Source organism: Bacillus sp. CD3-5, assembly GCF_006349665.1.
GTDB classification, from domain to species: Bacteria; Bacillota; Bacilli; order Bacillales; family Bacillaceae_G; genus Bacillus_A; species Bacillus_A paranthracis.
The window spans coordinates 221,915-242,269 of the sequence record NZ_VEPX01000006.1 but is presented as its reverse complement, the minus strand read 5'-3'; the positions used below and the strand labels follow the sequence as shown (position 1 = coordinate 242,269).

The 20,355-nt window shown below is 35.6% G+C and carries 24 protein-coding genes; 15 read left to right on the top strand and 9 right to left on the bottom strand.

Translation table 11 applies throughout. From position 1 onward, the window contains the following. Nucleotides 1–5: 5 nt before the first annotated feature. From FH036_RS14650 to FH036_RS14625, 6 genes are all read left to right on the top strand, one after another. Nucleotides 6–1,034, top strand: coding sequence for a FecCD family ABC transporter permease (locus FH036_RS14650; protein ID WP_139895908.1), 1,029 nt, complete (start codon nucleotides 6–8; stop codon nucleotides 1,032–1,034). Beyond that, complete coding sequence (locus FH036_RS14645; protein WP_139895907.1) at nucleotides 1,021–1,839, top strand: ABC transporter ATP-binding protein; 819 nt, start codon at nucleotides 1,021–1,023, stop codon at nucleotides 1,837–1,839. Before FH036_RS14650 ends, FH036_RS14645 begins: the two co-directional genes overlap by 14 nt. Then, nucleotides 1,806–2,201: an ankyrin repeat domain-containing protein gene (locus FH036_RS14640; protein WP_139895906.1), complete on the top strand. Its 396-nt coding sequence runs from the start codon at nucleotides 1,806–1,808 to the stop codon at nucleotides 2,199–2,201. The genes FH036_RS14645 and FH036_RS14640 overlap by 34 nt, the downstream gene beginning before the upstream one ends. A 252-nt stretch (nucleotides 2,202–2,453) precedes the next feature. Further along, a complete protein-coding gene (locus FH036_RS14635) occupies nucleotides 2,454–3,017 on the top strand; it encodes a GNAT family N-acetyltransferase (RefSeq protein ID WP_138321077.1) in 564 nt (187 codons plus the stop codon). A gap of 56 nt (nucleotides 3,018–3,073) precedes the next feature. Continuing rightward, nucleotides 3,074–3,532: a GNAT family N-acetyltransferase gene (locus FH036_RS14630; RefSeq protein WP_000276116.1), complete on the top strand. Its 459-nt coding sequence runs from the start codon at nucleotides 3,074–3,076 to the stop codon at nucleotides 3,530–3,532. Between the two features lie 111 nt (nucleotides 3,533–3,643). Further along, a complete protein-coding gene (locus tag FH036_RS14625) occupies nucleotides 3,644–4,021 on the top strand; it encodes a hotdog family protein (RefSeq protein WP_000025011.1) in 378 nt (125 codons plus the stop codon). Nucleotides 4,022–4,050: 29 nt separating this feature from the next. Here the strand turns inward: FH036_RS14625 and FH036_RS14620 are convergent, their stop codons facing one another. Further along, a complete protein-coding gene (locus FH036_RS14620) occupies nucleotides 4,051–4,596 on the bottom strand; it encodes a helix-turn-helix domain-containing protein (protein WP_001020702.1) in 546 nt (181 codons plus the stop codon). A gap of 156 nt (nucleotides 4,597–4,752) precedes the next feature. Between FH036_RS14620 and FH036_RS14615 the strand changes: the two genes are divergently transcribed. Both FH036_RS14615 and FH036_RS14610 read left to right on the top strand, forming a co-directional pair. After that, nucleotides 4,753–5,157, top strand: coding sequence for a DoxX family protein (locus FH036_RS14615; protein ID WP_001071557.1), 405 nt, complete (start codon nucleotides 4,753–4,755; stop codon nucleotides 5,155–5,157). A gap of 21 nt (nucleotides 5,158–5,178) precedes the next feature. Beyond that, nucleotides 5,179–6,036, top strand: coding sequence for a VOC family protein (locus tag FH036_RS14610; protein ID WP_000009829.1), 858 nt, complete (start codon nucleotides 5,179–5,181; stop codon nucleotides 6,034–6,036). Between the two features lie 16 nt (nucleotides 6,037–6,052). Here FH036_RS14610 and FH036_RS14605 read toward each other — a convergent pair whose 3' ends face one another. The 3 genes from FH036_RS14605 to FH036_RS14595 all read right to left on the bottom strand — a co-directional run bounded on the left by FH036_RS14605 (nucleotide 6,053) and on the right by FH036_RS14595 (nucleotide 11,040). Then, nucleotides 6,053–6,367 (bottom strand): 4a-hydroxytetrahydrobiopterin dehydratase, encoded by a 315-nt coding sequence (locus tag FH036_RS14605; protein WP_000979541.1) that lies wholly within the window; start codon nucleotides 6,365–6,367, stop codon nucleotides 6,053–6,055. Next, entirely contained in the window at nucleotides 6,348–8,102 is a 1,755-nt protein-coding gene (locus FH036_RS14600; RefSeq protein WP_139895905.1) for an aromatic amino acid hydroxylase, read from the bottom strand. Before FH036_RS14600 ends, FH036_RS14605 begins: the two co-directional genes overlap by 20 nt. A gap of 190 nt (nucleotides 8,103–8,292) precedes the next feature. After that, complete coding sequence (locus FH036_RS14595; protein WP_000754139.1) at nucleotides 8,293–11,040, bottom strand: S8 family serine peptidase; 2,748 nt, start codon at nucleotides 11,038–11,040, stop codon at nucleotides 8,293–8,295. A 229-nt stretch (nucleotides 11,041–11,269) separates the two neighbouring features. Between FH036_RS14595 and FH036_RS14590 the strand changes: the two genes are divergently transcribed. Next, nucleotides 11,270–12,508: a TolB family protein gene (locus tag FH036_RS14590; protein WP_000819450.1), complete on the top strand. Its 1,239-nt coding sequence runs from the start codon at nucleotides 11,270–11,272 to the stop codon at nucleotides 12,506–12,508. Nucleotides 12,509–12,551: 43 nt separating this feature from the next. On the opposite strand, the gene FH036_RS14585 is transcribed toward FH036_RS14590, so the two are convergent. Together FH036_RS14585 and FH036_RS14580 are read right to left on the bottom strand one after the other, a co-directional pair. Beyond that, on the bottom strand, nucleotides 12,552–12,674 hold the full coding sequence (locus FH036_RS14585; RefSeq protein WP_000071861.1) for a DUF4023 domain-containing protein: 123 nt from the start codon (nucleotides 12,672–12,674) through the stop codon (nucleotides 12,552–12,554). A 70-nt stretch (nucleotides 12,675–12,744) separates the two neighbouring features. After that, nucleotides 12,745–13,083, bottom strand: coding sequence for a phosphoglycerate mutase (locus FH036_RS14580; protein WP_139895904.1), 339 nt, complete (start codon nucleotides 13,081–13,083; stop codon nucleotides 12,745–12,747). A gap of 68 nt (nucleotides 13,084–13,151) precedes the next feature. On the opposite strand from FH036_RS14580, the gene FH036_RS14575 reads away from it, so the two are divergent. From FH036_RS14575 to FH036_RS14565, 3 genes are all read left to right on the top strand, one after another. After that, nucleotides 13,152–13,856: a histidine phosphatase family protein gene (locus FH036_RS14575; RefSeq protein WP_138321079.1), complete on the top strand. Its 705-nt coding sequence runs from the start codon at nucleotides 13,152–13,154 to the stop codon at nucleotides 13,854–13,856. Between the two features lie 18 nt (nucleotides 13,857–13,874). Then, a complete protein-coding gene (locus FH036_RS14570; RefSeq protein WP_044793769.1) occupies nucleotides 13,875–14,411 on the top strand; it encodes a delta-aminolevulinic acid dehydratase in 537 nt (178 codons plus the stop codon). 264 nt (nucleotides 14,412–14,675) lie between these two features. After that, complete coding sequence (locus FH036_RS14565) at nucleotides 14,676–15,176, top strand: DoxX family protein (protein WP_000236600.1); 501 nt, start codon at nucleotides 14,676–14,678, stop codon at nucleotides 15,174–15,176. A gap of 36 nt (nucleotides 15,177–15,212) precedes the next feature. Here the strand turns inward: FH036_RS14565 and FH036_RS14560 are convergent, their stop codons facing one another. Next, complete coding sequence (locus tag FH036_RS14560; RefSeq protein ID WP_070806854.1) at nucleotides 15,213–16,097, bottom strand: alpha/beta fold hydrolase; 885 nt, start codon at nucleotides 16,095–16,097, stop codon at nucleotides 15,213–15,215. A 15-nt stretch (nucleotides 16,098–16,112) separates the two neighbouring features. Continuing rightward, nucleotides 16,113–16,946: a GNAT family N-acetyltransferase gene (locus FH036_RS14555; protein ID WP_139895903.1), complete on the bottom strand. Its 834-nt coding sequence runs from the start codon at nucleotides 16,944–16,946 to the stop codon at nucleotides 16,113–16,115. Between the two features lie 261 nt (nucleotides 16,947–17,207). Here FH036_RS14555 and FH036_RS14550 point away from each other — a divergent pair, with 261 nt between their 5' ends. Together FH036_RS14550 and FH036_RS14545 are read left to right on the top strand one after the other, a co-directional pair. Continuing rightward, on the top strand, nucleotides 17,208–18,593 hold the full coding sequence (locus FH036_RS14550) for an alkaline phosphatase (protein ID WP_000714935.1): 1,386 nt from the start codon (nucleotides 17,208–17,210) through the stop codon (nucleotides 18,591–18,593). A gap of 54 nt (nucleotides 18,594–18,647) precedes the next feature. Next, complete coding sequence (locus tag FH036_RS14545; protein WP_001201006.1) at nucleotides 18,648–19,115, top strand: hypothetical protein; 468 nt, start codon at nucleotides 18,648–18,650, stop codon at nucleotides 19,113–19,115. Between the two features lie 55 nt (nucleotides 19,116–19,170). Here FH036_RS14545 and FH036_RS14540 read toward each other — a convergent pair whose 3' ends face one another. After that, nucleotides 19,171–19,821: a GTP pyrophosphokinase gene (locus tag FH036_RS14540; protein ID WP_000456224.1), complete on the bottom strand. Its 651-nt coding sequence runs from the start codon at nucleotides 19,819–19,821 to the stop codon at nucleotides 19,171–19,173. Nucleotides 19,822–20,158: 337 nt separating this feature from the next. Between FH036_RS14540 and rpmG the strand changes: the two genes are divergently transcribed. Beyond that, complete coding sequence (gene rpmG, locus FH036_RS14535; protein WP_001265617.1) at nucleotides 20,159–20,308, top strand: 50S ribosomal protein L33; 150 nt, start codon at nucleotides 20,159–20,161, stop codon at nucleotides 20,306–20,308. The last annotated feature ends 47 nt before the right edge of the window (nucleotides 20,309–20,355 follow it).

The window sequence follows — 20,355 nt, the reverse complement described above, 5'->3', positions numbered from 1 at the left end:
TAAGTATGGAAAGTAGTGAAGTAGTAAGGGAAAAGGAACATCCTTTTGCGAAAAAAAGATGGATCATAGCAGTTACTTTAGTTGTATTAACGGTTTTATGTCTTTTTTACGGTCTTTTCGCAGGAAGCCTATCCTTTTCTTTACGAGATATTGTAACAGGGATACAAGATGAAGGTTCGACAGTTCATCGAATTGTATGGGACCTTCGTATACCGAGAGTGCTCGTTGGATTTATAGTAGGAACATGTTTAGCTGCATCTGGTGCACTGCTGCAAGGGGTGATGAGAAATCCTCTTGCAGACCCTGGTATTATCGGGGTGTCATCTGGAGCAGGCCTTGTCGCAATTGTAATTATGATTTTATTCCCTCAGCATATGGCGTTTTTACCACTCGGTGCGTTTTTAGGAGCTTTCATAACGGCGATGATCATTTATGCTTTATCATGGCAAAAAGGGGCACCACCTTCAAGAATTGTCTTAGTAGGTGTGTCAATTAATGCATTAATAGGTGCAGCGACGTCAGCATTAATGTTATTACATAGTGACAAAGTACAATCCGTGTTACCGTGGTTAGCGGGTGGTATTGGCGGTGTAAGTTGGGCACATTTACATATGATTATTTATTATGCAATATTCGCTATTATATTGGCCTTCTTCGGTATCAAGCATATTCGAGTATTAATGCTTGGAGATGAAATGGCGAAATTATTAGGTCATAACGTGGAGAGAAGTCGTTTTTATTTAATAGTAGTAAGCACATTATTAGCTGGAATAGCAGTTAGTGTTTCTGGTCTTATTGGATTTGTCGGCCTTGTCGTACCACATATGTTACGTTTATTAGTTGGAAATGACTATAAATATTTACTGCCATTATCATGCCTTGGCGGAGGGATATTACTTGTTTTCGCGGATGCGATAGCTCGAAGTTGGTTTGATCCAATTGAATTGCCTGTCGGTATTTTATTATCCTTCTTAGGCGGTCCGTTCTTCTTATATTTAATTCATAGAGGGGGAAAACAGCGTGATTTCCGTTAATAAAGTGTTTTATGCACATTCTGAAAGATTTCAAATGCAAAATATGAATGTACATATTAAAGCTGGAGAAGTCGTTAGTTTGATTGGACCGAATGGATCTGGGAAATCTACTTTGCTTCGTTTAATAGCAAGACTACTTAAACAAAGCGAAGGGGATATCGTTTTAGATGGAAAAAGTATTCATACGATGAAAAGTGCCGATGTAGCGAAGCAATTAGCGATGTTACCACAAATGCATGATCATCAATTAGATTTAACAGTGAAAGAATTAATCGAATTTGGAAGAGGCCCTCATAAGTTATGGAGAGGTCGTTTAAATAAAGAAGATGAAGAAATTGTTGATTGGGCATTGTCTGTTACAAATCTTGAAGGGTATGAATATCGTCTTTTACAATCTTTATCAGGAGGAGAAAGACAACGTGCTTGGATTGCAATGACGCTAGCACAACGTACGAATGTCTTATTATTGGATGAGCCAACAACTTTTTTAGATATCGTTCATCAGTTGGAAGTAATGGAACTTGTGAAACGATTAAACGAGGAATTTGGAATGACAATTATAATGGTTTTACATGATATTAACCAAGCGGCTCAATATAGTGATCGTTTACTCGTATTAAAGCGAGGGAAGCTTCAGTATGACGGTATACCAGAAGAAGTGTTATGTCATGAAATGTTTCAACATGTATTTGGCATAGATGTAGATATTTTTCAAGGAAGCGATAAGCCATTTTTTATACCGAAACGAATTTCTAAAAAAGGAGGAGCAAGATGCGAACAGAAGAATGTGTTACCACTGAGTTAGTAAGGGAATTTGTTATGGCAGCTCACGGAGATTTAGAAAAAGTACAAGAACTGTTGGCTGAATCGCCAAGTTTACTTCATGCCTCTTACAATTGGGGTGGATCAGATTGGGAAAGTGCGTTAGGAGCAGCGGCACATGTAGGGCGTAAAGATATTGCTCTTTATTTATTAGAAAAGGGTGCTCGAATGGATATTTTCGCGGCCGCTATGCTTGGAGAATTAGAAGTTGTACAAGCTATTTTAGTAGCACAACCAGAAGCATTACGTGCATCTGGCCCTCATGGTATTTCTCTTCTTCAACATGCACGAATGGGTGGAGAAAAAGCACAGCGTGTATTTGACTACTTAATGGTGCGTTCTTAATGATCGCCAAAGTTCTTATGTGCGGTAAACTTTTCACTTTCATATAATTGGAAAGTTTACCGCCCGTTAGAACGGGATAAGTATCTAGTATATTTGAAAAGCCTACACCCCCCTCAATTGTAGTTTTCTTTATGCTAGTTATGATATGGATGCAGTAGACAATATTTGTCTACTGCCTTTTTTAAACTCTTTTGAGATTGAATATTCTGTATTTTAATGTTAGTTCATTTATAATAGATAGTAACATTTAGTATGGATACAAGACGTGAGCGTGTAATTAAGTACAAATTCGTGGGAAGGAGTGCAGAAATGTTTCATACAGATCGTTTACAAATTCGCAAATATACAATGGATGATTTACAGTTCTACGCTTCACTATGGGGAAATGAGAAGGTAATGCGCTATATTGGAAATGGGACGTTAAAAACATATATGCAGTGTAAAAAAAGTTTGGAGGAGTGGGTGATTCCTAGCTATAAAAACGGTCTCGGTTTATTTGTATTGATTGAAAAGGGAACGGGAATACGAATTGGTCATGCAGGATTAGTAAAGCAGCAAATAGATGGAAAAGAGGAAATTGAAATTGGTTATTGGTTATTACCTCAGTATTGGGGAAAAGGGTATGCGAAAGAAGCAGCGGCAGCATTTCGAGATTATGGCTTCCAAGCGTTACGAATGAATAAATTAATCTCTCTTATTAATCCGGATCACCCCGCCTCAATCTTTGTTGCTAGAAAAACGGGGCTTAGTTATGAGAAAACAACTTCATTTCATGGGATGGATGTTCTCGTTTATTCCATTAGACGCATTGGATGAAAAAAGGTTAATTGCATCTTTTGAAGAATGGTATATAAAAATAAAGGGGGGATTACATGTACATTTATCATAATGGACTTATTATTCGTGAGGGAACGAATGGTGTACCTGCATATGCAATTAAAACTTTATTCGAAGATGCCGGTTGGAGCAATGATAATATCCCTTCTTGGCAAATTGAAAAATTCACGATAGCATTTGAAAATTCAACATGGGCATTCACAATTTGGGATGAGGAAGAGATGATTGCGATGGTTAGAGTCATTTCTGATGGAATCATGGTCGCCAACATAGTAAATTTAGTTGTGAAATGTGAATATAGAGGGAAGGGATTAGGTAAGAAACTTGTTGCTCTTTGTTTGCAAAAATTGCCACATGGTGACTGGTTTGCGCATACTTCTGCGAGTAATTTTGATTTTTATAGAAGTTGTGGTTTTGAGGTGAGAGAGTTATCGAGAAATGGAACATGTGCGTACTATGGATATCAAATAGCCAAAAAAGAGGGGCACCGATAAGGAGAAAAAGTAGAACAGAAAAAGGCTTACTATTTTAATAATATAAACTGAACTAAGATTCATTTTATGATAAAATGAAAGAAAATTCTGTTTATTATTAGGGGGATAAAAATGAGTATAAAAGTTGGGGATGTATTTAAATATGAAAGAAGATTTACTGAGGAAGAGGTTTTTGAATTTGCAAATATTACAGGGGATAAAGGTAGGCATCATATGGAATATGATGAAAATGGACGTTTAATGGTTCATGGTTTATTGACTGCTAGTATTGGAACGAAAGTAGGCGAAGAATTACATTACATAGCAAGAGAATTAGTAAGTGAGTTTATTAGACCAGTTTTTACAGGAGATACAATCACTTGTGAATTAACTTTAACGAATGTTGAACAGATGGAAGGATACAAAAAGGTTTCAATCGAGTCAGTTTATCGTAATCAACACGAAAAGACTGTACTAGTTGGGACAAGCTATGGAGTTATAAGAGGATAAAAAGAAGCCTGATTTACAGGCTTCTTTTTTTAATAAACACGTTTTCGATTTTCTGCATGACTAGAGATGAGTAATAATGCAGTTTCTTCTCCTATATTACGAACAATATGAGGAACACATGCATTCCAGGAGAAAGAATCTCCTTCTTCTACAATTGCAACATCTTCTCCATGTTGAACTTCTAGTTTTCCGCGTAATACAAGGTGACATTCTTCTCCTTCATGGGCATTTGGTGTGTTTTCTTTCGGAAACCCAGCAGGAATTTCTACGAGATTGAGGCGAAGGCCACCTTGCTCTGCAACATGTTCGATTCTTTGTTCATCTTTTCCGTATACACTATATTTACGCTCTACCTTTTTGACAACTTTCAATCGATCTTTTTGTTCTAACAATAAATAGGGAAGAGGAACGTTTAAAAAATTGGAGATCGTTTCTAAAGTTGAGATAGATGGTGATGTTTTATTATTTTCAACCTGACTCATAAACCCTTTAGAAAGACCTGTTCCCTCACAAATTTGCGCGATTGTTATGCCTCTACGCTGACGAATTTCACGTATTGCAGAACCAATATTCATAAAATCAAGCTCCTTTTTATAAACAACTATTTGTATCATAGCAAAAAAAATATATATTTTCCCAGTGAAAATGAATTGACGAATAAAAAAAATTAGTGTATGTTTTGTAATGTAAATAAAAGTTTTGTATAAGAAAACTATAAAGGAGAGAAAGAAATGAATCAACATATTGGTAACTTAATTATTCGTATCGTGTTAGGGGTAACATTCTTTATGCACGGTTTAACAAAATTCCAATCGGGGATTGACAATATTGCAGGATGGTTCACAAGCATTGGTTTACCAGGAGGACTTGCATACGGTGTAGCAACAGTTGAATTAGTTGGCGGTCTATTATTAATTCTAGGTTTAGGTGTAAGATATATTGGATTATTATTTGCACTAGTTATGGTTGGAGCAATTGTAAAAGTAAAATGGTCAGCTGGTTTATTAGGAGATGGAAAAAATCCTGGCTTCGAATTAGAGCTTGCATTGTTAGCAATGGGTGCGTACTTATTTGTTGCGAAAGCGGATGGTTTTGTAGATAATTTCTTAAAAGAGAAAATGTCAAAGAAGAACTAATTTACATGGGAGGCTAACAAGATGAGTTTTCAACTTCATCCCGATACAACACTTGATGTTGTTCATTTATATGTATCAAATATAAAGAAATCACTAGAGTTTTATACAGAAGTACTAAGTATGAAAGTACTAAAAGAAGATGAAATGGTCGTTACATTTGGGAATGAAAATAACGAACCACTCCTGATCATTGAAGAAAAGAAGGAAGCCTTACCAAAGCAAAGAGGGAGAACGGGTTTATATCATTACGCAATTTTATTACCGAGCAGACAGGATTTAGCGAATATCCTTCGTCATCTTGTAGAAATGGTTTATCCACTGCACGGCGGAGCTGACCATTACTTTAGTGAGGCCCTTTATTTAGCTGATCCAGATGGAAACGGGATTGAAATTTATCATGATCGTCAAAAAGAAGTTTGGCGTGATGAGAATGGAGAGCTACCATTTGTTAGTAACCCGTTAGCTGGTGAAGAATTATTGCAACAAGGAAGTACATGGAGTGGGTTTCCAGCTGGTACTGTGATGGGACATATTCATTTCCATGTAGCTGATTTGGAAGAAGCGAAACGTTTCTATGTGGATGGTCTTGGCTTTGAAGTAACGATCCCAGCTCGTAATGGGGCGCTCTTTGTATCGGCAGGTGGCTACCATCACCATATCGGTTTAAATACGTGGCAAGGTGAAGGAATACTACCGCAAATGCCAAATTCCGTTGGCTTGAAATATTTCACAATTGTATTAGCAAATGAAAAACAAAAAGAGCAAGTATGTGAAAGCTTAAAAAATATTGGCAAGATTGCTACGTACAAAGATGGAATATTACAAGTAGAGGATCCATTTGGACATTGTATCCATTTCAAAATAAAAGGAGAAGCCTAATAAAGGCTTCTCCTTTTTACTTTCTTATAATGGCTTTTTCATTTTGGACAAATAGTTCATCAAATTGCTTCGCAAGCTCAAAATCGAGTTTCGTTAAACCTTTTGCATTCCAAGATGACAAAGTAATAATGACTGCTTTATACTGGATAAGGATAAATGGGTGGTGATTATGTTCTTCTGATAGTTTGGCGGCTTCAGAGACAAATTCGACTCCTTTTAAGTAGTCGGAAAACATATATTTTCTTTCAATCCATTTTTCATCTTTCACTACCCATTTATCTAACTTCAATAATTCTTCTTGAACTTCTTCTTCAGTTAATCGTAGCATCATTTTTCACATCCTTTACTGGAAGTAGCGTAAGACCATTGTTAATAAGACGTGTTACAGCTTCATCCGTTGTGAAAGTAGAAAGTTGTTGTAATAATGCTGCTGATGTTTCATGCCCTTTGTTATGTTCTAAAAGCAATTCTAATATTTCAAGGCGAAGTAACCATTCTTTCGGATACAATTTATTTAATACTTCTTGAATTGCTACTAATTGCTCGATATGCGCGTCGTGTAAAATACCTTCATTTCGAATGTCACGAACGGTTTGATACATACGTTCAAGTTCATTCAGTACAAGTGGAGCAGGTATTTCTTGGATTTCTTCATCCATTGGGAAAAATGCTACAGCATCTGCGGCACCTGGGAATACCGAAGTAATTGTTGAACCAACAGCCATATCAAATGAGCCCCATGAAGCATCAAATAAAACGCGGTCGTTATAAGTAACTGTGCAATTAATAAAGGAAATAAGCGCAATTTTTTCATCGTTTTTTACAATATCTGTTACTGTTCCTTTTACATGAATACCACTTGCAAAAGTAAACTCAGCAACATTTCCAATTGTAATTCCTAATGATTGTAATTGTTCATCTGTACAATTTTCTAATGCAATATTTTCAGTGAGTAATCCAATTGGTGTTCCAAACCCGTCACTGTGTACAGACGTAGAATGATTCGCTAGCTGTTTATTGTGAATTGCTAATGCTGTTGGCGAACTCGTTCGCATGTAGATCAATTCACCTGCATCGTTTTCAATTGTCTCGGTAAATGTACCTGTAATTTGTAAGCCGCTATTTAATTCAGCAGTTGCATGATTTTCAGAGCGAATTGCTTTTTCTAATCCTTCTTTACCACCTGTTTTAAAGGCCATCGTTTCAGAGAATTTCTCAAGTGCTTCTGTTAATTCTTCAAATGATTCACAAACAAATAGTTGTGGTTGCATTTTTGTTACGTCATAAGTTGTACTTGTACATGCCTCTATAGAGAATGGAACCTTTTCTACAGCGTCTGTTAAGCAATATTTGCTTTCGCCAACAGAAGAAAGGAGACCAGCACCATATATTTTTGGAGCATCTATATTTCCAATTAATCCATATTCTACTGTCCACCAGAAAAGACGTGAAATTTGTTCCGCTTCTGATAAGCCAGAAACTAACTTTTGTTTTTCAAGTACATTATTCTCAGCAGCTGTAACTTCATCAGGAGTAGAAGTAGGGCTTTCTTTTACAATTGTTAATGTACGAACAGCTTCGAATGCATCATGTTCTTCTTTTGTTGAGAAAGCTTTTGCACCAATTTGTCCAAATCGTTTCACATATTTTGCATATGTAGGATCAAGTAAAATAGGTGCGTGTCCTGCTGCTTCGTGTACAATATCTGGAGCTGGTGTATACTCGATATTCTCTACCTTGCGAATATCTGTTGCGATTGGTAATAATCCGTGTCCTTGAAAATCGAAGAAGGCTACGCCAGGAATAAGCCCGTCAATCGTTACAGCACCCCAGCCGCTTGGTGCTAAACACTCATTCATTTCTTCTACCTTTGGAATTGCATCTATATTAATACCAGATGATTGTAATCCGTTCACATAGGCTGGATGAGCAACGTCTTTTAAGAAACTATGATTTTGTCTCATAATGTAACGCCACACAGCGTGATTCACCGGTGTGTATTGATCATAATGCTGTGTGGATACGAATGGTTTTAAATGCGATGGAATTTCTGTTTTCTTTGTCATTTAGACATCCTCCTTTTTTCTATAAAACTGTATATCGATTCTGTATAGCTTGTATCACCTCTCTTTAAATTGAAAGCGCTTATAAAAATTCTATCACAACATTCGGAATTGTTTAACAAATGTTTATATGAGAAATAGAAAAAGCCCCTATCGGAACATTGGATAGGGGCGAAAGAATCTTCGTATGACCTTATTTTACTTCTAAATCAACATTTAAATTAGTTGTATTTCCAGCTGCATCTGTTGCTACAATATGAATTGTGTTTTTTCCTTGTTGTAATTGATTACGATCGAAATAAATTTCATAGTTTTTCTCCCAAGTGTTTAGGAAGGCACTTTCCCATACGCCATTTCCGTTAATTTCATATTGCATTTTCACTGGAATACCAGGTGCAATCCAGCCAGATTCACTCATCCAATCTAGCAGAATATCATCAACGTTTCCTCTAATAACAAGATTTTCTTGATCAATTTCGTGTGTTAACTTAGGTGCTGTTCGGTCAATAAACACCGCTCCTGTTTGCTTTGTTTCTCCGCCAGAGTTAGAAGCAACAGCTTCGATTTGGTACAAGCCATCAGGTAACGGGGATCCATCAGTTTTTGTACCATTCCATTTGAAAGATTTATAACCAGGTGTTTCGTTTTTACCTTGATATACCGTGCCTTGATATGTCACGCGGTCTTTCGTAATTAAATTAGCATGAAAGGCTATGTCTTCAACTGGTGTAACTAAATAGTAATTGATTAAGTTGTCATCTAATATTTTGTCATTATTTGGGCTGAAAGTAGAATTAACGATTTCAAGACCATCAATACGCTTGTATTCTTTCGGATCGATGCTAAATGTAAATGGAATACGCATTTCTTCTTTTGTTCCTTGGTCTTTTACATACAGATTTCCTGTATATACGCCTTGTGGTAAGGAGCTATCTACAGTGATCGTAAAAGGTTTTTCGATGTTACTATTTGCTTTTAAACTAATTGAAGAAGGGAAAGAAGTCTGGATTTTTGTTTTTGTATCTAGTAATTCAATACGAGTTGAAAAGTTTTTCTTTTTGTTAGAAAGATTTTGTAACGTAATATTTTGTGTTAGTTTCACTTTGCCGCTATTTGGTTTAACAAGACCGAAACTTACGTTGTTCGGTTTCACTAACGCGTCCGTTTGAGCTGCTTTTGGAATGTTAATTAAACCAGATCCTTGTGCCATGACAGGATATGTATTTTCATTGACGTCCTTTAATGTTTTTGCAGTGTTGGCAAGAGCAGATTTCAATTGTTCTGTCGTCCAATCAGGATGCATCTGGCGCAGTAAGGCAACGGCTCCTGCTACTTGTGGCGCAGCCATACTTGTTCCGTTGTGAGATTCATAGCCACCTCGTGGTACTGTGCTTGTAATCTTTACTCCAGGTGCAATAACATCAGGCTTTATAAGCCAACTTCCTTGTGATGGTCCTCTTGAGCTGAAGTTACCAATCAGTTCGGTTTGGTTCGGTTGTCCAATTTTTATATTTTTCTTTCGTTTTGTAATTACATTTTTCAACTCTTCGCCATTTGTATTTGATAGTTGCATAACTGGAAGAGCTATATCTGCACGTTCGAAATATTCTGGCATAAGATCAATTTCTTTTTCATTAGAAATTAGTAGAACGCCGATAGCGCCAGCTTGTTTCGCTTGTTCTGCTTTTACTAATGTGCTTGAAGTTCCTTGTAAAACAAGGGCAAACTTTCCTTTCACATCTTGTTTCGCGTAATCGCTTGAATTACCGTAGCCAACATAGACAAGTTGGGCATCGTTTCCTACTTGGAAATCTGCTTTTGATAATGGTAAGCCTTGGTAAGATTTATTAGAACCAGCTACTTGGAATGTTGGGAATGGAATAGAAACAGTAGATGCACCAACAGAGATGACGCTACTTGCGTTACCAGGAGCATCAACAGACCAAGGTTTTGGTCCATCATTTCCATTTGAAACGACTGTAGTAACACCAAGTTTTGCTGCACGTTCTAACGTCATTGTTACAGGTTGATCAGGGACATTCAAATCTTGACCGAGAGATAGATTTAAAACATCTGCACCATCTTGAATAGCGCGCTCAATACCTTGAATAATATCATCGGTCGTACCAGTTCCGCCATCATTCATAACACGGTAAGCGAGTATAGAAGCGTTCGGAGCAATCCCTTTTATCTTTCCGTTACCAGCAATAATTCCAGCTACATGAGTACCGTGTACGTTACCATCCATTGGATCATCATCTTCATCCACTGTGTCGTATCCACCAATATAATTTGCCTTTAAGTCAGGATGTGTATAGTCTACGCCAGAATCGATAATCGCTACTTTCATACCTTTTCCATCAAGCGGTTTGCCAGATGGGTCTTTTAAATTCCATGCTTCAGTTGCACCAATTGTCGGTCCGCCGATATTTGGTGCCTCTTCATTAGTAGTGCTTTTTGATGTTTCATGTAATTTATATGTTAAGTTCGGGTAGACTGCTTTTACTTCGGGTAAAGAAGCAAGAGCGGTAATTTGATCTCCAGGAACTGAAATAGAGAATCCAGAAAATAACGTATTATACACTTCTTTAATTTTTGCACCAGGTGCTTTTTCTTTTATTTTCTTAGTCGTATCTTCTTGTGCTTTTTTAAGCTCGGTATGATAAGACTGTGCAAGATTATTTTGTAAATCTGGAGCATGCTGAATGTTACTTTGTGAAGCGAGTGGAGCATGTTGCAATTCTACAATGACAGAAATTTCTTTTGATGTTTTTGTTTCAACATTTTGCGCAATTTTGTTTTCTCCCCATTGTTCAATGTTCGCTTTTAACTGTGGACTAAATTGTTTCTCCTTTTGCAGCGATTCAGCATGTGCGCTTAAAGCTCCAAAACTGGAAAAGACGAGCGCCATACTTAATAGTGTAGATGTAGTTTTTTTCATTGAAACTCCCCCCTAATAAAAAGTGCTAATATTCCGAAAAAACATCTTACAAATTGATCTCGAATTACATAATCGGATGTTAGCTAAACTATATTTTCGACATAATTCATACCAATCCTCTATGAATTTGAAATTTCTTGGGAAATTTTTTCTGATTATGTCGAATAGGTATCTTTTACATATTGTAGGTGGAGATTGAGGAATGCTATGAGGGAAATGGAGGGGTGTTATGAAACGGTTCATAGTAAGCGTTGGTACAATGTTAGTCGTATTTTTATGTTCAACCATTAATAGTAGCGCAGAAAATAATGAATTTAAAATTGCTTTTATTCGTCATCATGACCTCTGGATTAAAGTTGATGGAAAAGAAAAACAACTTACAAAAGGAGAGTATATAACAGGGCCAAAGTGGTCTCATGATGGAGAGTGGCTGGCATATGTAAAAGGAAAGAAACAAAGTAATCTTGAGTTATATCGGCTAAAAGATGGAAAGAAAGTTACGCCGTTTCACTCAGAAGTATCAAATTATCAATGGTCACCAACAGAAAATATAATTGCATTTATATTTACAGGTACATTACATACCTTCGAGGTAGAAAAAAAGAATGCAGATTTTGAAAATGTATCGGCTGGTGTAGGTGATTATGCATGGTACCCGAATGGAAAGAAGTTTCTTGTATCTTCTGAAGCACACTTACTTCCAACTGGATGGACAGGAGCACAGCTATATGAAGTGCAAAAAGATGCCCATATGAACCCTCATAAAATGAAGCATTTGTATGCATTGCCAAATGAACATGATGATTTCCTAGCGCTAGTTGCAAGTGGCTTTAAGTGGTCACCAGATCAAAAGTGGATTTCATTTTTAGCAGTACCGACAGCTTCATGGTCAGCTGATAGCAATACGCTTTGTTTAGTTCGTGCAGATGGTAGTCGTTTTGAAAAGGTAGATCAAATGTTATTAAACACACAATGGTTCAAATGGGCGCCAGCCAACAATATATTGGCCTATATTGAAGGAAGTGGGAGAGTTGCGTTAGAGAATAAACATTTAAAAGTAAAAGAACTGCCAGCACTTCAGCAGAACACATTTACGCCGCAAGGATATGTTGATTGGGATTTTACATGGAAGAACGATAACATAATTATCGTCTCTCGAGCAAAAGAGGGAGGATTTGAAACATTGCCAGAAAAAAGGCCACTACCATCTTTATATGAGGTTGATAGTACAAGCAATGTACAGCATCGAATCACAAAGCCACCTCATAAGCAGGGTGATTATCATCCAATCTTTATGAAGAAGAGCAATCAATTAATATGGATACGTTCAGACCGTAAGAAAGCAGATGTATGGCTTGCTCATAGAGATGGAAAGCATGAAGTGAAGTGGATTGAAAATATAGATGTACCAGAGTGGTATTATGAGAAATGGAATTGGGGAAATGTCATCTCGGTAAAAGAAGAATAAAAAATGTGCCTAAAAGATAATTTTAGGCACATTTTTTTATTGGTTATTTATGCGTTTTATTTGGCTTTTTTTTCGCTGGGTTTCCGTTTCCCTGACGTTTTCTATTTTGTTCATCTTTTGCTTGTTTTTCATGCAGCGTATCTAAAAAATCATTCGAGTTACTCATTTTTCTATCGCTCCTTTCATTTCGTCCTAATTACTATAACCATTTAGGAGGACAATCATGAGATAAAAAGTTAAGCGCTTAGTTTTCTTCGGTAGTATATGTAAAATAAGCCATACGTAATAAATAGCATAAATAAAATTTGTAACTCTACATTTTCTTTTAAAATAGTTGCGATAGAAGATGGTAAGTAAGGTGATGTATTGTTTGTTTCTACACCTAACCATTTGTTTAAGAGGTTAATGGTACAAAACATAAAAACACCGGACCAGCTTGCAATAATTGCTTTCTGTTTAATTTTTGTTTCCCGTTCATCATCTGTAATCCAAGGATTAGCAGTTTTATCGCTGCTAAAAAATCCGTTTATATATCCCCATATAATCATGCCAATTAAGATGGTTATCCATTTCATATGTATGATTCCCCTTTCTCCTGTAAAAAGTATTTTACATATACAATTGTAATATTTCCTAATTTATTATGTCAAATCTTTTTTACATATTGCTTTTTCTTATAGCAGGAATAAAGGATCAAATAGGGAAGAAATATGTGAGAGAATTTCATAGTGAGAGGAGGATGGGCATGAAACTCGTCTTTGTTCGGCACGGTGAAGGAGAACATACAAAAGATTTGCCAGCAAGTTTACAAAGGTTGAATCCATCATTAACAGATGAGGGAAGGAATCAAGCTAAATTACTTCAATGCAATGTACCCTTGCAAGAAACGGATATATTAATCGCTAGCCCTACACTTAGAACTTTGCAAACGGCGGCGATATGGAGTGAGAAGGTAGCTTGTCAAAAAATTGTCCATCCATATGTATCCCCGCGTATTTTTCCTTATCGAGAAGGAGCGAAAACATTACCATGTGATCACATAGTAGATCAGGGAATAATAACAAATTCATTTCCACATTTTTCGATAGAGAAAAACACAAATCAGCAGTTATGGAAGGAAGGTATAAATACTATTTCAGAACATAGCTTTCAGCAAATAGTAGATGAATTTCTTCTTTTTTGTTATGAGCTAGGTGCGGAAAGAGTTTGTATTGTATCTCACGACGGGACAATTACAGCATATAGGCAATATTTACAGAAGGTCGTTTTAACTAGAGCTGATTTTTTGCAAGAAACGGGTATATATGAAATGGATGTATCCTTTAAAAGTCTAATTGGTGAAATCTAATTATAGGATGGAGGGTGTATGTTGAATGTTGCACTAGTAGTTGGTTTTAATTCGGATTTAGAGGCGCAATCAATCCGAGCATCACTTGAGTATTTTGGGGCGAAAGTTATAACGTACTGGATTGGTAGGCCGAAAGAGTTCATCGATATTCTTTCTGGAAAGGGTTTATATAATGATATCGATTATGTTGTCTTTTGCTTTCATGGTGAGGAAGGAAAATTTGTCATGGAAGAGTTAGGTGAAGATATATATGAACAAGATGAACCGCGGGGATACTTTGGTTCAGCAGAAATTTATAAATATGCAAAATTGCATAATGTAAATATTGTAAATAGTGGTTGTACGTTAGGGGAGCGAAAATTAGCAGAATCTTTCTTACGTAGTGGCGCAAAATCTTATATTGGATCAATAGATTATGTAGATGGGAATGCAGCACTTATGTTTACAATACGCTTATTTTACGGGCTTATTAACCATGAAAAAACGTTAGGAGAGGCTTTTGAAGAAGCACGGTTAATTGATAAAGAGACACATACATTTCAATTATATAAGTAGTGTGAAACACGTTTATTCTATATTCGAATAAACGTGTTTCACATTTAACTCACATTTTTTTTACATTTTCTTCAATGAAAACCATTATCACTTATGGTATGATATGTTCAAGTTTTTACAGGTAATAAAAGTTACTATATAAACGTTAGTTTTTAATGTTTCATACACATGTCACGAATTATTCATAATTAACGTTTGAAAAATAAGTAACTAATGTTATTATATTATCTGTAACTAACTTAATTACAACTTTAGGAGGAAGATATGGTTATTCAATTTTTAAGAGAAAACAAAGCAGTTTCTTTTGTGTTAGCGGTAATTCGAGTGTATCTTGGTTACACATGGTTAATGGCTGGAATCGGTAAACTACAAGGAAAAGGATTCGATGCAACTGGTTATTTACAAGGTGCAATTGAAAAATCTAAAGGAGCACAACCGGCTGTTCAATCTTGGTGGGCATCATTTTTACAAGATTTCGCAATTCCAAACGTTGATCTATTTAATACACTTGTAACGTGGGGAGAAATTTTAGTCGGAATTGGTTTAATTGTAGGCTGTTTAACAAAAACAGCGGTCTTTTTCGGTCTTGTAATGAACTTTTCCTATATGTTTAGTGGGTCAATTGGTGTGAATCCTGAAATGGTTATTCTATCAATGTTCGTTCTAGTTTCTGGTATGAATGCTGGTAAATTTGGAATAGATGGTTTCGTTATTCCGAAAGTATTAGGTTCAAAAACTCAAAAACGCCAAAAGCAAGCTGCTTAATATATGAAAGCGGGTATCTCAAAATGAGATACCCGCTTATTTTTCATTTATTATAGGGTTTTTGTCAAAGAATTCTTTTACATACCCTACAAACTCCTGTGGTTCCTGACGAAATGGTGCGTGATAACCTTTTTCGATAATATGGAAAGTACTATTTTTTAAAAATTGATGGTACGTTTCGCCCTCTTTCCAAGAAACGCTACTATCATTTCTTCCCCATATAATTAAGGTTGGTTGTTTTATTTCATTTGCATTAATTTGAAGACGTCTAGGCCATAATTTCATTTTATTGTAATGCTCTTCATCATTACGTTTAAATCTCACTTTGCTCTCATCATAATCTGCAATGGCAGAAACGGTATTTAAATCAGTCGACAACTGTGGTCTTGGTGATCCTTGTTTATTAACGAGTGTATGAGGACCGCCCGTAGCATCAGTTAAAATAAGGTGTGTAACGGATTCTGGATATAAATATGTTAAATTAAGAGAAATTTCTCCGCCCATTGAGTGGCCCAATATTGCAAACGAATCGTAACCTAGTTTTTTCATTAATTTATAATACAAATTTGCATGAGTCGGGAAAGAATAATAAAAATCCATCGGCTTAGATGAGCGCCCGAATCCTAAAGCATCTACAGAAATAATTGTATGATCTTTTGCTAAGTCTGAGTAAATCTTTTGAAAACCATCTGACGATCCTCCAAATCCATGGATCATAAGTAAAGGTGGTTTTTCATTACCAATCTTTTTGAAGTAAATGGTTTGACCATCTATTTCTACCATTTTTTCCTCGGTAGCTAGTTTTGCTGTAAGTGTATTTTTAACTTGTTTTACTTGTTCTACTGGCTTTTCTGCTGCACTACATCCTACTAATAGTGTAAGAGTAAGACAACCTACCATAAAATAGCTAAATCGCTTCAATTAGGTGTCTCCTTTCTAACATAACGCTGTATCTATCATAGCAAATAGCATATTACGATTTCCAGGAAGTTCGCTACCATTTTTTATCATAAGAGGTGAAAGGAGCGTTTCTTGGAAATTTTCTATTTGAAGAAATTTGCGAAATGAAAATTGTGAATGTGGGACATCAATTCTTACTGTGCCATTCCAACATTCACATATGTTTTGTAGTAATTGAATAGCATCTTCTTCTCTTTTGGCGATAAGTGGATTGATACATAATATACTATCTTTTTGTATGCATAAGGAAAAAGCTTCTATACAGTTATGTCTCTCAATTTTAAAAGAGTGACTGGTTCTTGGTAATAGTAATGAATAAAGTAAAGAACGATCGGCACCAGTTGTAATTTGATCGAGAGAAATAAGAGATATAAGATCTTTTTCTTTTACTTGTTTTGTAGGAGGGATATGTGTCTTAGTAGTTTGTTTTTCAAAACGATGAATCGTCGTTATTGTTTGAAATCCGCATGATGTATAAAGAGGCTCGCCAGCTTTTGTTGCAATAAGTGCAATTGGTTGTTTTGTAAGAGTGTGTTCTAAGCAGTGATTAAGCAAAATACGCCCGATGCCTCGGCCTTGAAAATGAGGATGGACGATTAACATACCAATAGTAGAAAACCTATCTTTAAAAGGAAATGCGCCTCCAGCTGCAATCAGTTTATTTTCATGCATATAACCGACAAGTGTACCGAGAGAAAGGTACATTTCGAATTGTTTTTTCATAAATGCTTTATTTTGTAACCATCCAATAGATTTGCAAAGGTCGAGTAAATCAAAAATAAAAGTTTCATCTAGCTTTATTATTTTCATACATGTTCACCACGTTTCTATTAATTTTCATAAAAGTAGATTGAAAATGTTAAATAAGAGATTTACGTTAAATGAAATCCAACTTGTTTATATTTTGATTGTAAAGGAGAAGATGGTTGATATGAAAAGACAAAGTTATACAAATTATAACTGATATTTACATAAGTTAACAAAAAATTTACATATAACTAATTTTCTCTTAACAGTCTTCTATTAAATTTGATAGTGGGAAATGAATAACCTAATTAGGGGGACAAGACAGTGAAAAAGTTTGTGAAAAAAGCATGGCCATTTGCAGTTGTGGCGTCGTTAGCAGTTACTTCGGTAGCAACATGGAATTTTACACGTTCTAGTGAAGTGAGTGCAGATGAGAGCGGAAGCAATGCAAAGATTAAAAATGTCATTGTATTAATTGGGGATGGTATGGGCCCTTCATATATGACGGCTCACCGTTATATGAAAGATAATCCAAAAACTTTTGAGATGGAATCTACAGAGTTTGATAAACATCTTGTAGGAACACAAAAAACATATCCGGAAGATGAACATGAAAATATCACAGACTCTGCATCTGCAGCAACAGCTATGTCAGCAGGAATTAAAACATATAATGCGGCAATTGCAGTTGATAACGATAAAGCAGAAGTAAAAACTGTTCTTGAACAAGCGAAGGAAAAAGGGAAATCGACAGGATTAGTTGCTACTTCTGAAATTACACATGCAACACCAGCTGCTTTCGGTGCGCATGACATTAGTCGTAAAAATATGGACGCAATTGCAAATGATTATTTTGATGAGAAAATTAAAGGGAAGCATAAAGTAGATGTTATGCTTGGCGGCGGCGTAAAAAACTTTGTTAGAAAAGATCGCAATCTTACAGAAGAGTTTAAGAAATCTGGTTATAGCTACGTAACAGATCGAGATCAATTGTTAAATGATAAAAATGATCAAATCCTTGGTTTATTTGCACCAGGCGGTTTAGATAAAATGATTGATCGCACTGATAAAACACCTTCATTAGAAGAAATGACAAATGCAGCAATTGAGCGTTTGAACAAAAATAAAAAAGGTTTCTTCTTAATGGTTGAAGGAAGTCAAATTGACTGGGCAGGACATGATAATGATATCGTTGGCGCAATGAGTGAAATGGAAGACTTTGAAAAAGCATTTAAAGCAGCGATTGAGTTTGCGAAAAAAGATAAAAATACGTTAGTCGTTGCAACGGCAGACCACGCTACTGGTGGATTATCTTTAGGTGCAAATGGTGAGTATAACTTTAAAGTAGATCCAATTAAAGCTGCAAAACGCACACCAGACTTTATGGCAAATGAGATTGCAAACGGTGCGAATGTAGAAGAAACATTGAAAAAATATATTGATTTACAATTAACACCTGAAGAAATTAAAGCGGTAAATGATATTGCTCCTTCAAAAGATGTAACAAAGATTGATAATGCGATTGAAGATATTTTCAATAAGCGTTCGGTTACAGGATGGACAACAGGTGGACATACAGGAGAAGATGTAAACGTATATGCATTTGGCCCTGGTAAATACTTGTTCTCTGGCGTTCAAGAGAATACAAATATCGCTAAACGTGTCTTTGATATTGTTGGCGGTGGCGACCCGAATAAAGGAAGACGCTAATTAGAAACGAAAGTGAGGCGAAATGCCTCACTTTTCTTTTTAGGAGATGGGAAGATGAGAGCTTTTTTCATAGGGATATTATCCTTTCTAATAGGTGTATTATTGCTAGTTGGATGTCAATCCAAAGAGAATCAGATAGAACAAAAAGCTACTACTACAAAAGCTGAAGGAAAGGTACAAATAACGAAAGAAGAAGAGAAAACGATTCAAGGTGTGATAGAGAAATTTGTACGGACGACAAATGAAAAAAATCTTACTGAACATATGGAGTTATTTTCAAAGAACATGCCTAGTGCTGAAGACTTAAAAACGCAAAAAGAAGCAGCTTTTCAAAAGGGAAATAAAAAAATTGAATTGGAACATATAGACATAAAAGCTAGTAAAGCAGGATATGTTGTTGTTGAAACAAAAGAAAAGGAAATAGAAGGAGAGGTCACTATTCAGAAGAAAGTACAGTATGCACTTGGAAAAGAAGAGGATGGCTGGAAAATTGAAGAGGTTCGCACGATAGAGAAGAAATAAAGTGAAACTTTCCGTAAATAGCGCAAAAAAGGTTCTCATTGGCGAGAACCTTTTTTTATAGTGGTAACATAATTTGATCTGAGCATGCTTCGATATCATCAATATCTTGGCGAATGGTTGCCATTTTATTATCGAGATCTTCAGCTTTCATTGCTGCATCATGTAGTTCATCTTTTAAATACTCAGGTATTTTCCCCTCATATTTATAATAAAGTTTATGTTCTAAACTTGCCCAAAAGTCCATTGCAAGCGTACGTAATTGAATTTCTGCAAAGACTTCTTTTGTACCAGAATTTAGTGATAAAGGGTATTTGATAATCATGTGTAAACTTTTATAGCCATTTTGTTTTGGGTTAGCGATATAATCTTTTACTTCTATGATTTCCATATCTTCACGCTTTTGAATGACATTTTTTAAATGATAGATATCTTCTACGAAGCAACATGTAATACGAATGCCGATGATGTCTTGTAAATGCGTTTGCGCATTTTCAACTGTCGGTAATAAATTTTTACGCTCAAGTTTTTTAATAATACTTTCAGGTTGTTTTAATCTTGTTTTTATATGTTCAAACGGGTTGTAATCCTCTAAAAATTGGGCTTCCCGGTTCATAATTTCAAATTTAGTTTTTAACTCTTCTAAAGCAAATGTATATGGTAGTACAAAAGCTTTCCAGTAGTTAACTGTTGATTGATTATATTCCATTTATATACACACCTTTTCCTATTTACAAGTGAGGTTGTTATTATACTAAACACCAAATCATGTAGGCGCAAGCAGCAAATGATGAGATCATAAAACGATATTTAGTTTTCATATTTTCAACTCCTTTCAAATAAAATTTTATATAAATAAACGTGATTGTTAATAAGTTCACTATGTACAGTTTCTATAGTAATAGATTCGTGTGAATTTCGTATGAACTAATTGTTTCAGCTTTTTGTCTTTTTTTGCAATTGACAAATAGAATGAAGTTATATAATATATAAATCGTAATCATTACGATTTAGTTTGCGATCTTTAAAAGAAAGGAGAATTACATATGCGTGTAAATATTACACTAGCTTGTACAGAGTGCGGTGATCGTAATTATATTTCTAAAAAAAATAAACGAAACAATCCAGAGCGCATCGAACTAAAAAAATATTGTCCACGATTAAAGCGAGTAACGTTACATCGTGAAACGAAGTAGAAGACTAGAGATATCTCTAGTCTTTTTTCGTTTATCCCGCTATTTGC

What these genes read in the sequence shown, in the direction of transcription:
- FH036_RS14600 (WP_139895905.1), bottom strand. Translation starts at nt 8,102, where the DNA reads ATGACAAAGAAAACAGAAATTCCATCGCATTTAAAACCATTCGTATCC.
- FH036_RS14580 (WP_139895904.1), bottom strand. Translation starts at nt 13,083, where the DNA reads ATGAAATGGATAACCATCTTAATTGGCATGATTATATGGGGATATATA.
- FH036_RS14610 (WP_000009829.1), top strand. Translation starts at nt 5,179, where the DNA reads ATGAGTTTTCAACTTCATCCCGATACAACACTTGATGTTGTTCATTTA.
- FH036_RS14615 (WP_001071557.1), top strand. Translation starts at nt 4,753, where the DNA reads ATGAATCAACATATTGGTAACTTAATTATTCGTATCGTGTTAGGGGTA.
- FH036_RS14575 (WP_138321079.1), top strand. Translation starts at nt 13,152, where the DNA reads ATGTCAAATCTTTTTTACATATTGCTTTTTCTTATAGCAGGAATAAAG.
- FH036_RS14605 (WP_000979541.1), bottom strand. Translation starts at nt 6,367, where the DNA reads ATGATGCTACGATTAACTGAAGAAGAAGTTCAAGAAGAATTATTGAAG.
- FH036_RS14630 (WP_000276116.1), top strand. Translation starts at nt 3,074, where the DNA reads ATGTACATTTATCATAATGGACTTATTATTCGTGAGGGAACGAATGGT.
- FH036_RS14570 (WP_044793769.1), top strand. Translation starts at nt 13,875, where the DNA reads ATGTTGAATGTTGCACTAGTAGTTGGTTTTAATTCGGATTTAGAGGCG.
- FH036_RS14590 (WP_000819450.1), top strand. Translation starts at nt 11,270, where the DNA reads ATGAAACGGTTCATAGTAAGCGTTGGTACAATGTTAGTCGTATTTTTA.
- FH036_RS14540 (WP_000456224.1), bottom strand. Translation starts at nt 19,821, where the DNA reads ATGGAATATAATCAATCAACAGTTAACTACTGGAAAGCTTTTGTACTA.
- FH036_RS14625 (WP_000025011.1), top strand. Translation starts at nt 3,644, where the DNA reads ATGAGTATAAAAGTTGGGGATGTATTTAAATATGAAAGAAGATTTACT.
- FH036_RS14650 (WP_139895908.1), top strand. Translation starts at nt 6, where the DNA reads ATGGAAAGTAGTGAAGTAGTAAGGGAAAAGGAACATCCTTTTGCGAAA.
- rpmG (WP_001265617.1), top strand. Translation starts at nt 20,159, where the DNA reads ATGCGTGTAAATATTACACTAGCTTGTACAGAGTGCGGTGATCGTAAT.
- FH036_RS14640 (WP_139895906.1), top strand. Translation starts at nt 1,806, where the DNA reads ATGCGAACAGAAGAATGTGTTACCACTGAGTTAGTAAGGGAATTTGTT.
- FH036_RS14635 (WP_138321077.1), top strand. Translation starts at nt 2,454, where the DNA reads ATGGATACAAGACGTGAGCGTGTAATTAAGTACAAATTCGTGGGAAGG.
- FH036_RS14595 (WP_000754139.1), bottom strand. Translation starts at nt 11,040, where the DNA reads ATGAAAAAAACTACATCTACACTATTAAGTATGGCGCTCGTCTTTTCC.
- FH036_RS14620 (WP_001020702.1), bottom strand. Translation starts at nt 4,596, where the DNA reads ATGAATATTGGTTCTGCAATACGTGAAATTCGTCAGCGTAGAGGCATA.
- FH036_RS14555 (WP_139895903.1), bottom strand. Translation starts at nt 16,946, where the DNA reads ATGAAAATAATAAAGCTAGATGAAACTTTTATTTTTGATTTACTCGAC.
- FH036_RS14545 (WP_001201006.1), top strand. Translation starts at nt 18,648, where the DNA reads ATGAGAGCTTTTTTCATAGGGATATTATCCTTTCTAATAGGTGTATTA.
- FH036_RS14585 (WP_000071861.1), bottom strand. Translation starts at nt 12,674, where the DNA reads ATGAGTAACTCGAATGATTTTTTAGATACGCTGCATGAAAAACAAGCA.
- FH036_RS14565 (WP_000236600.1), top strand. Translation starts at nt 14,676, where the DNA reads ATGGTTATTCAATTTTTAAGAGAAAACAAAGCAGTTTCTTTTGTGTTA.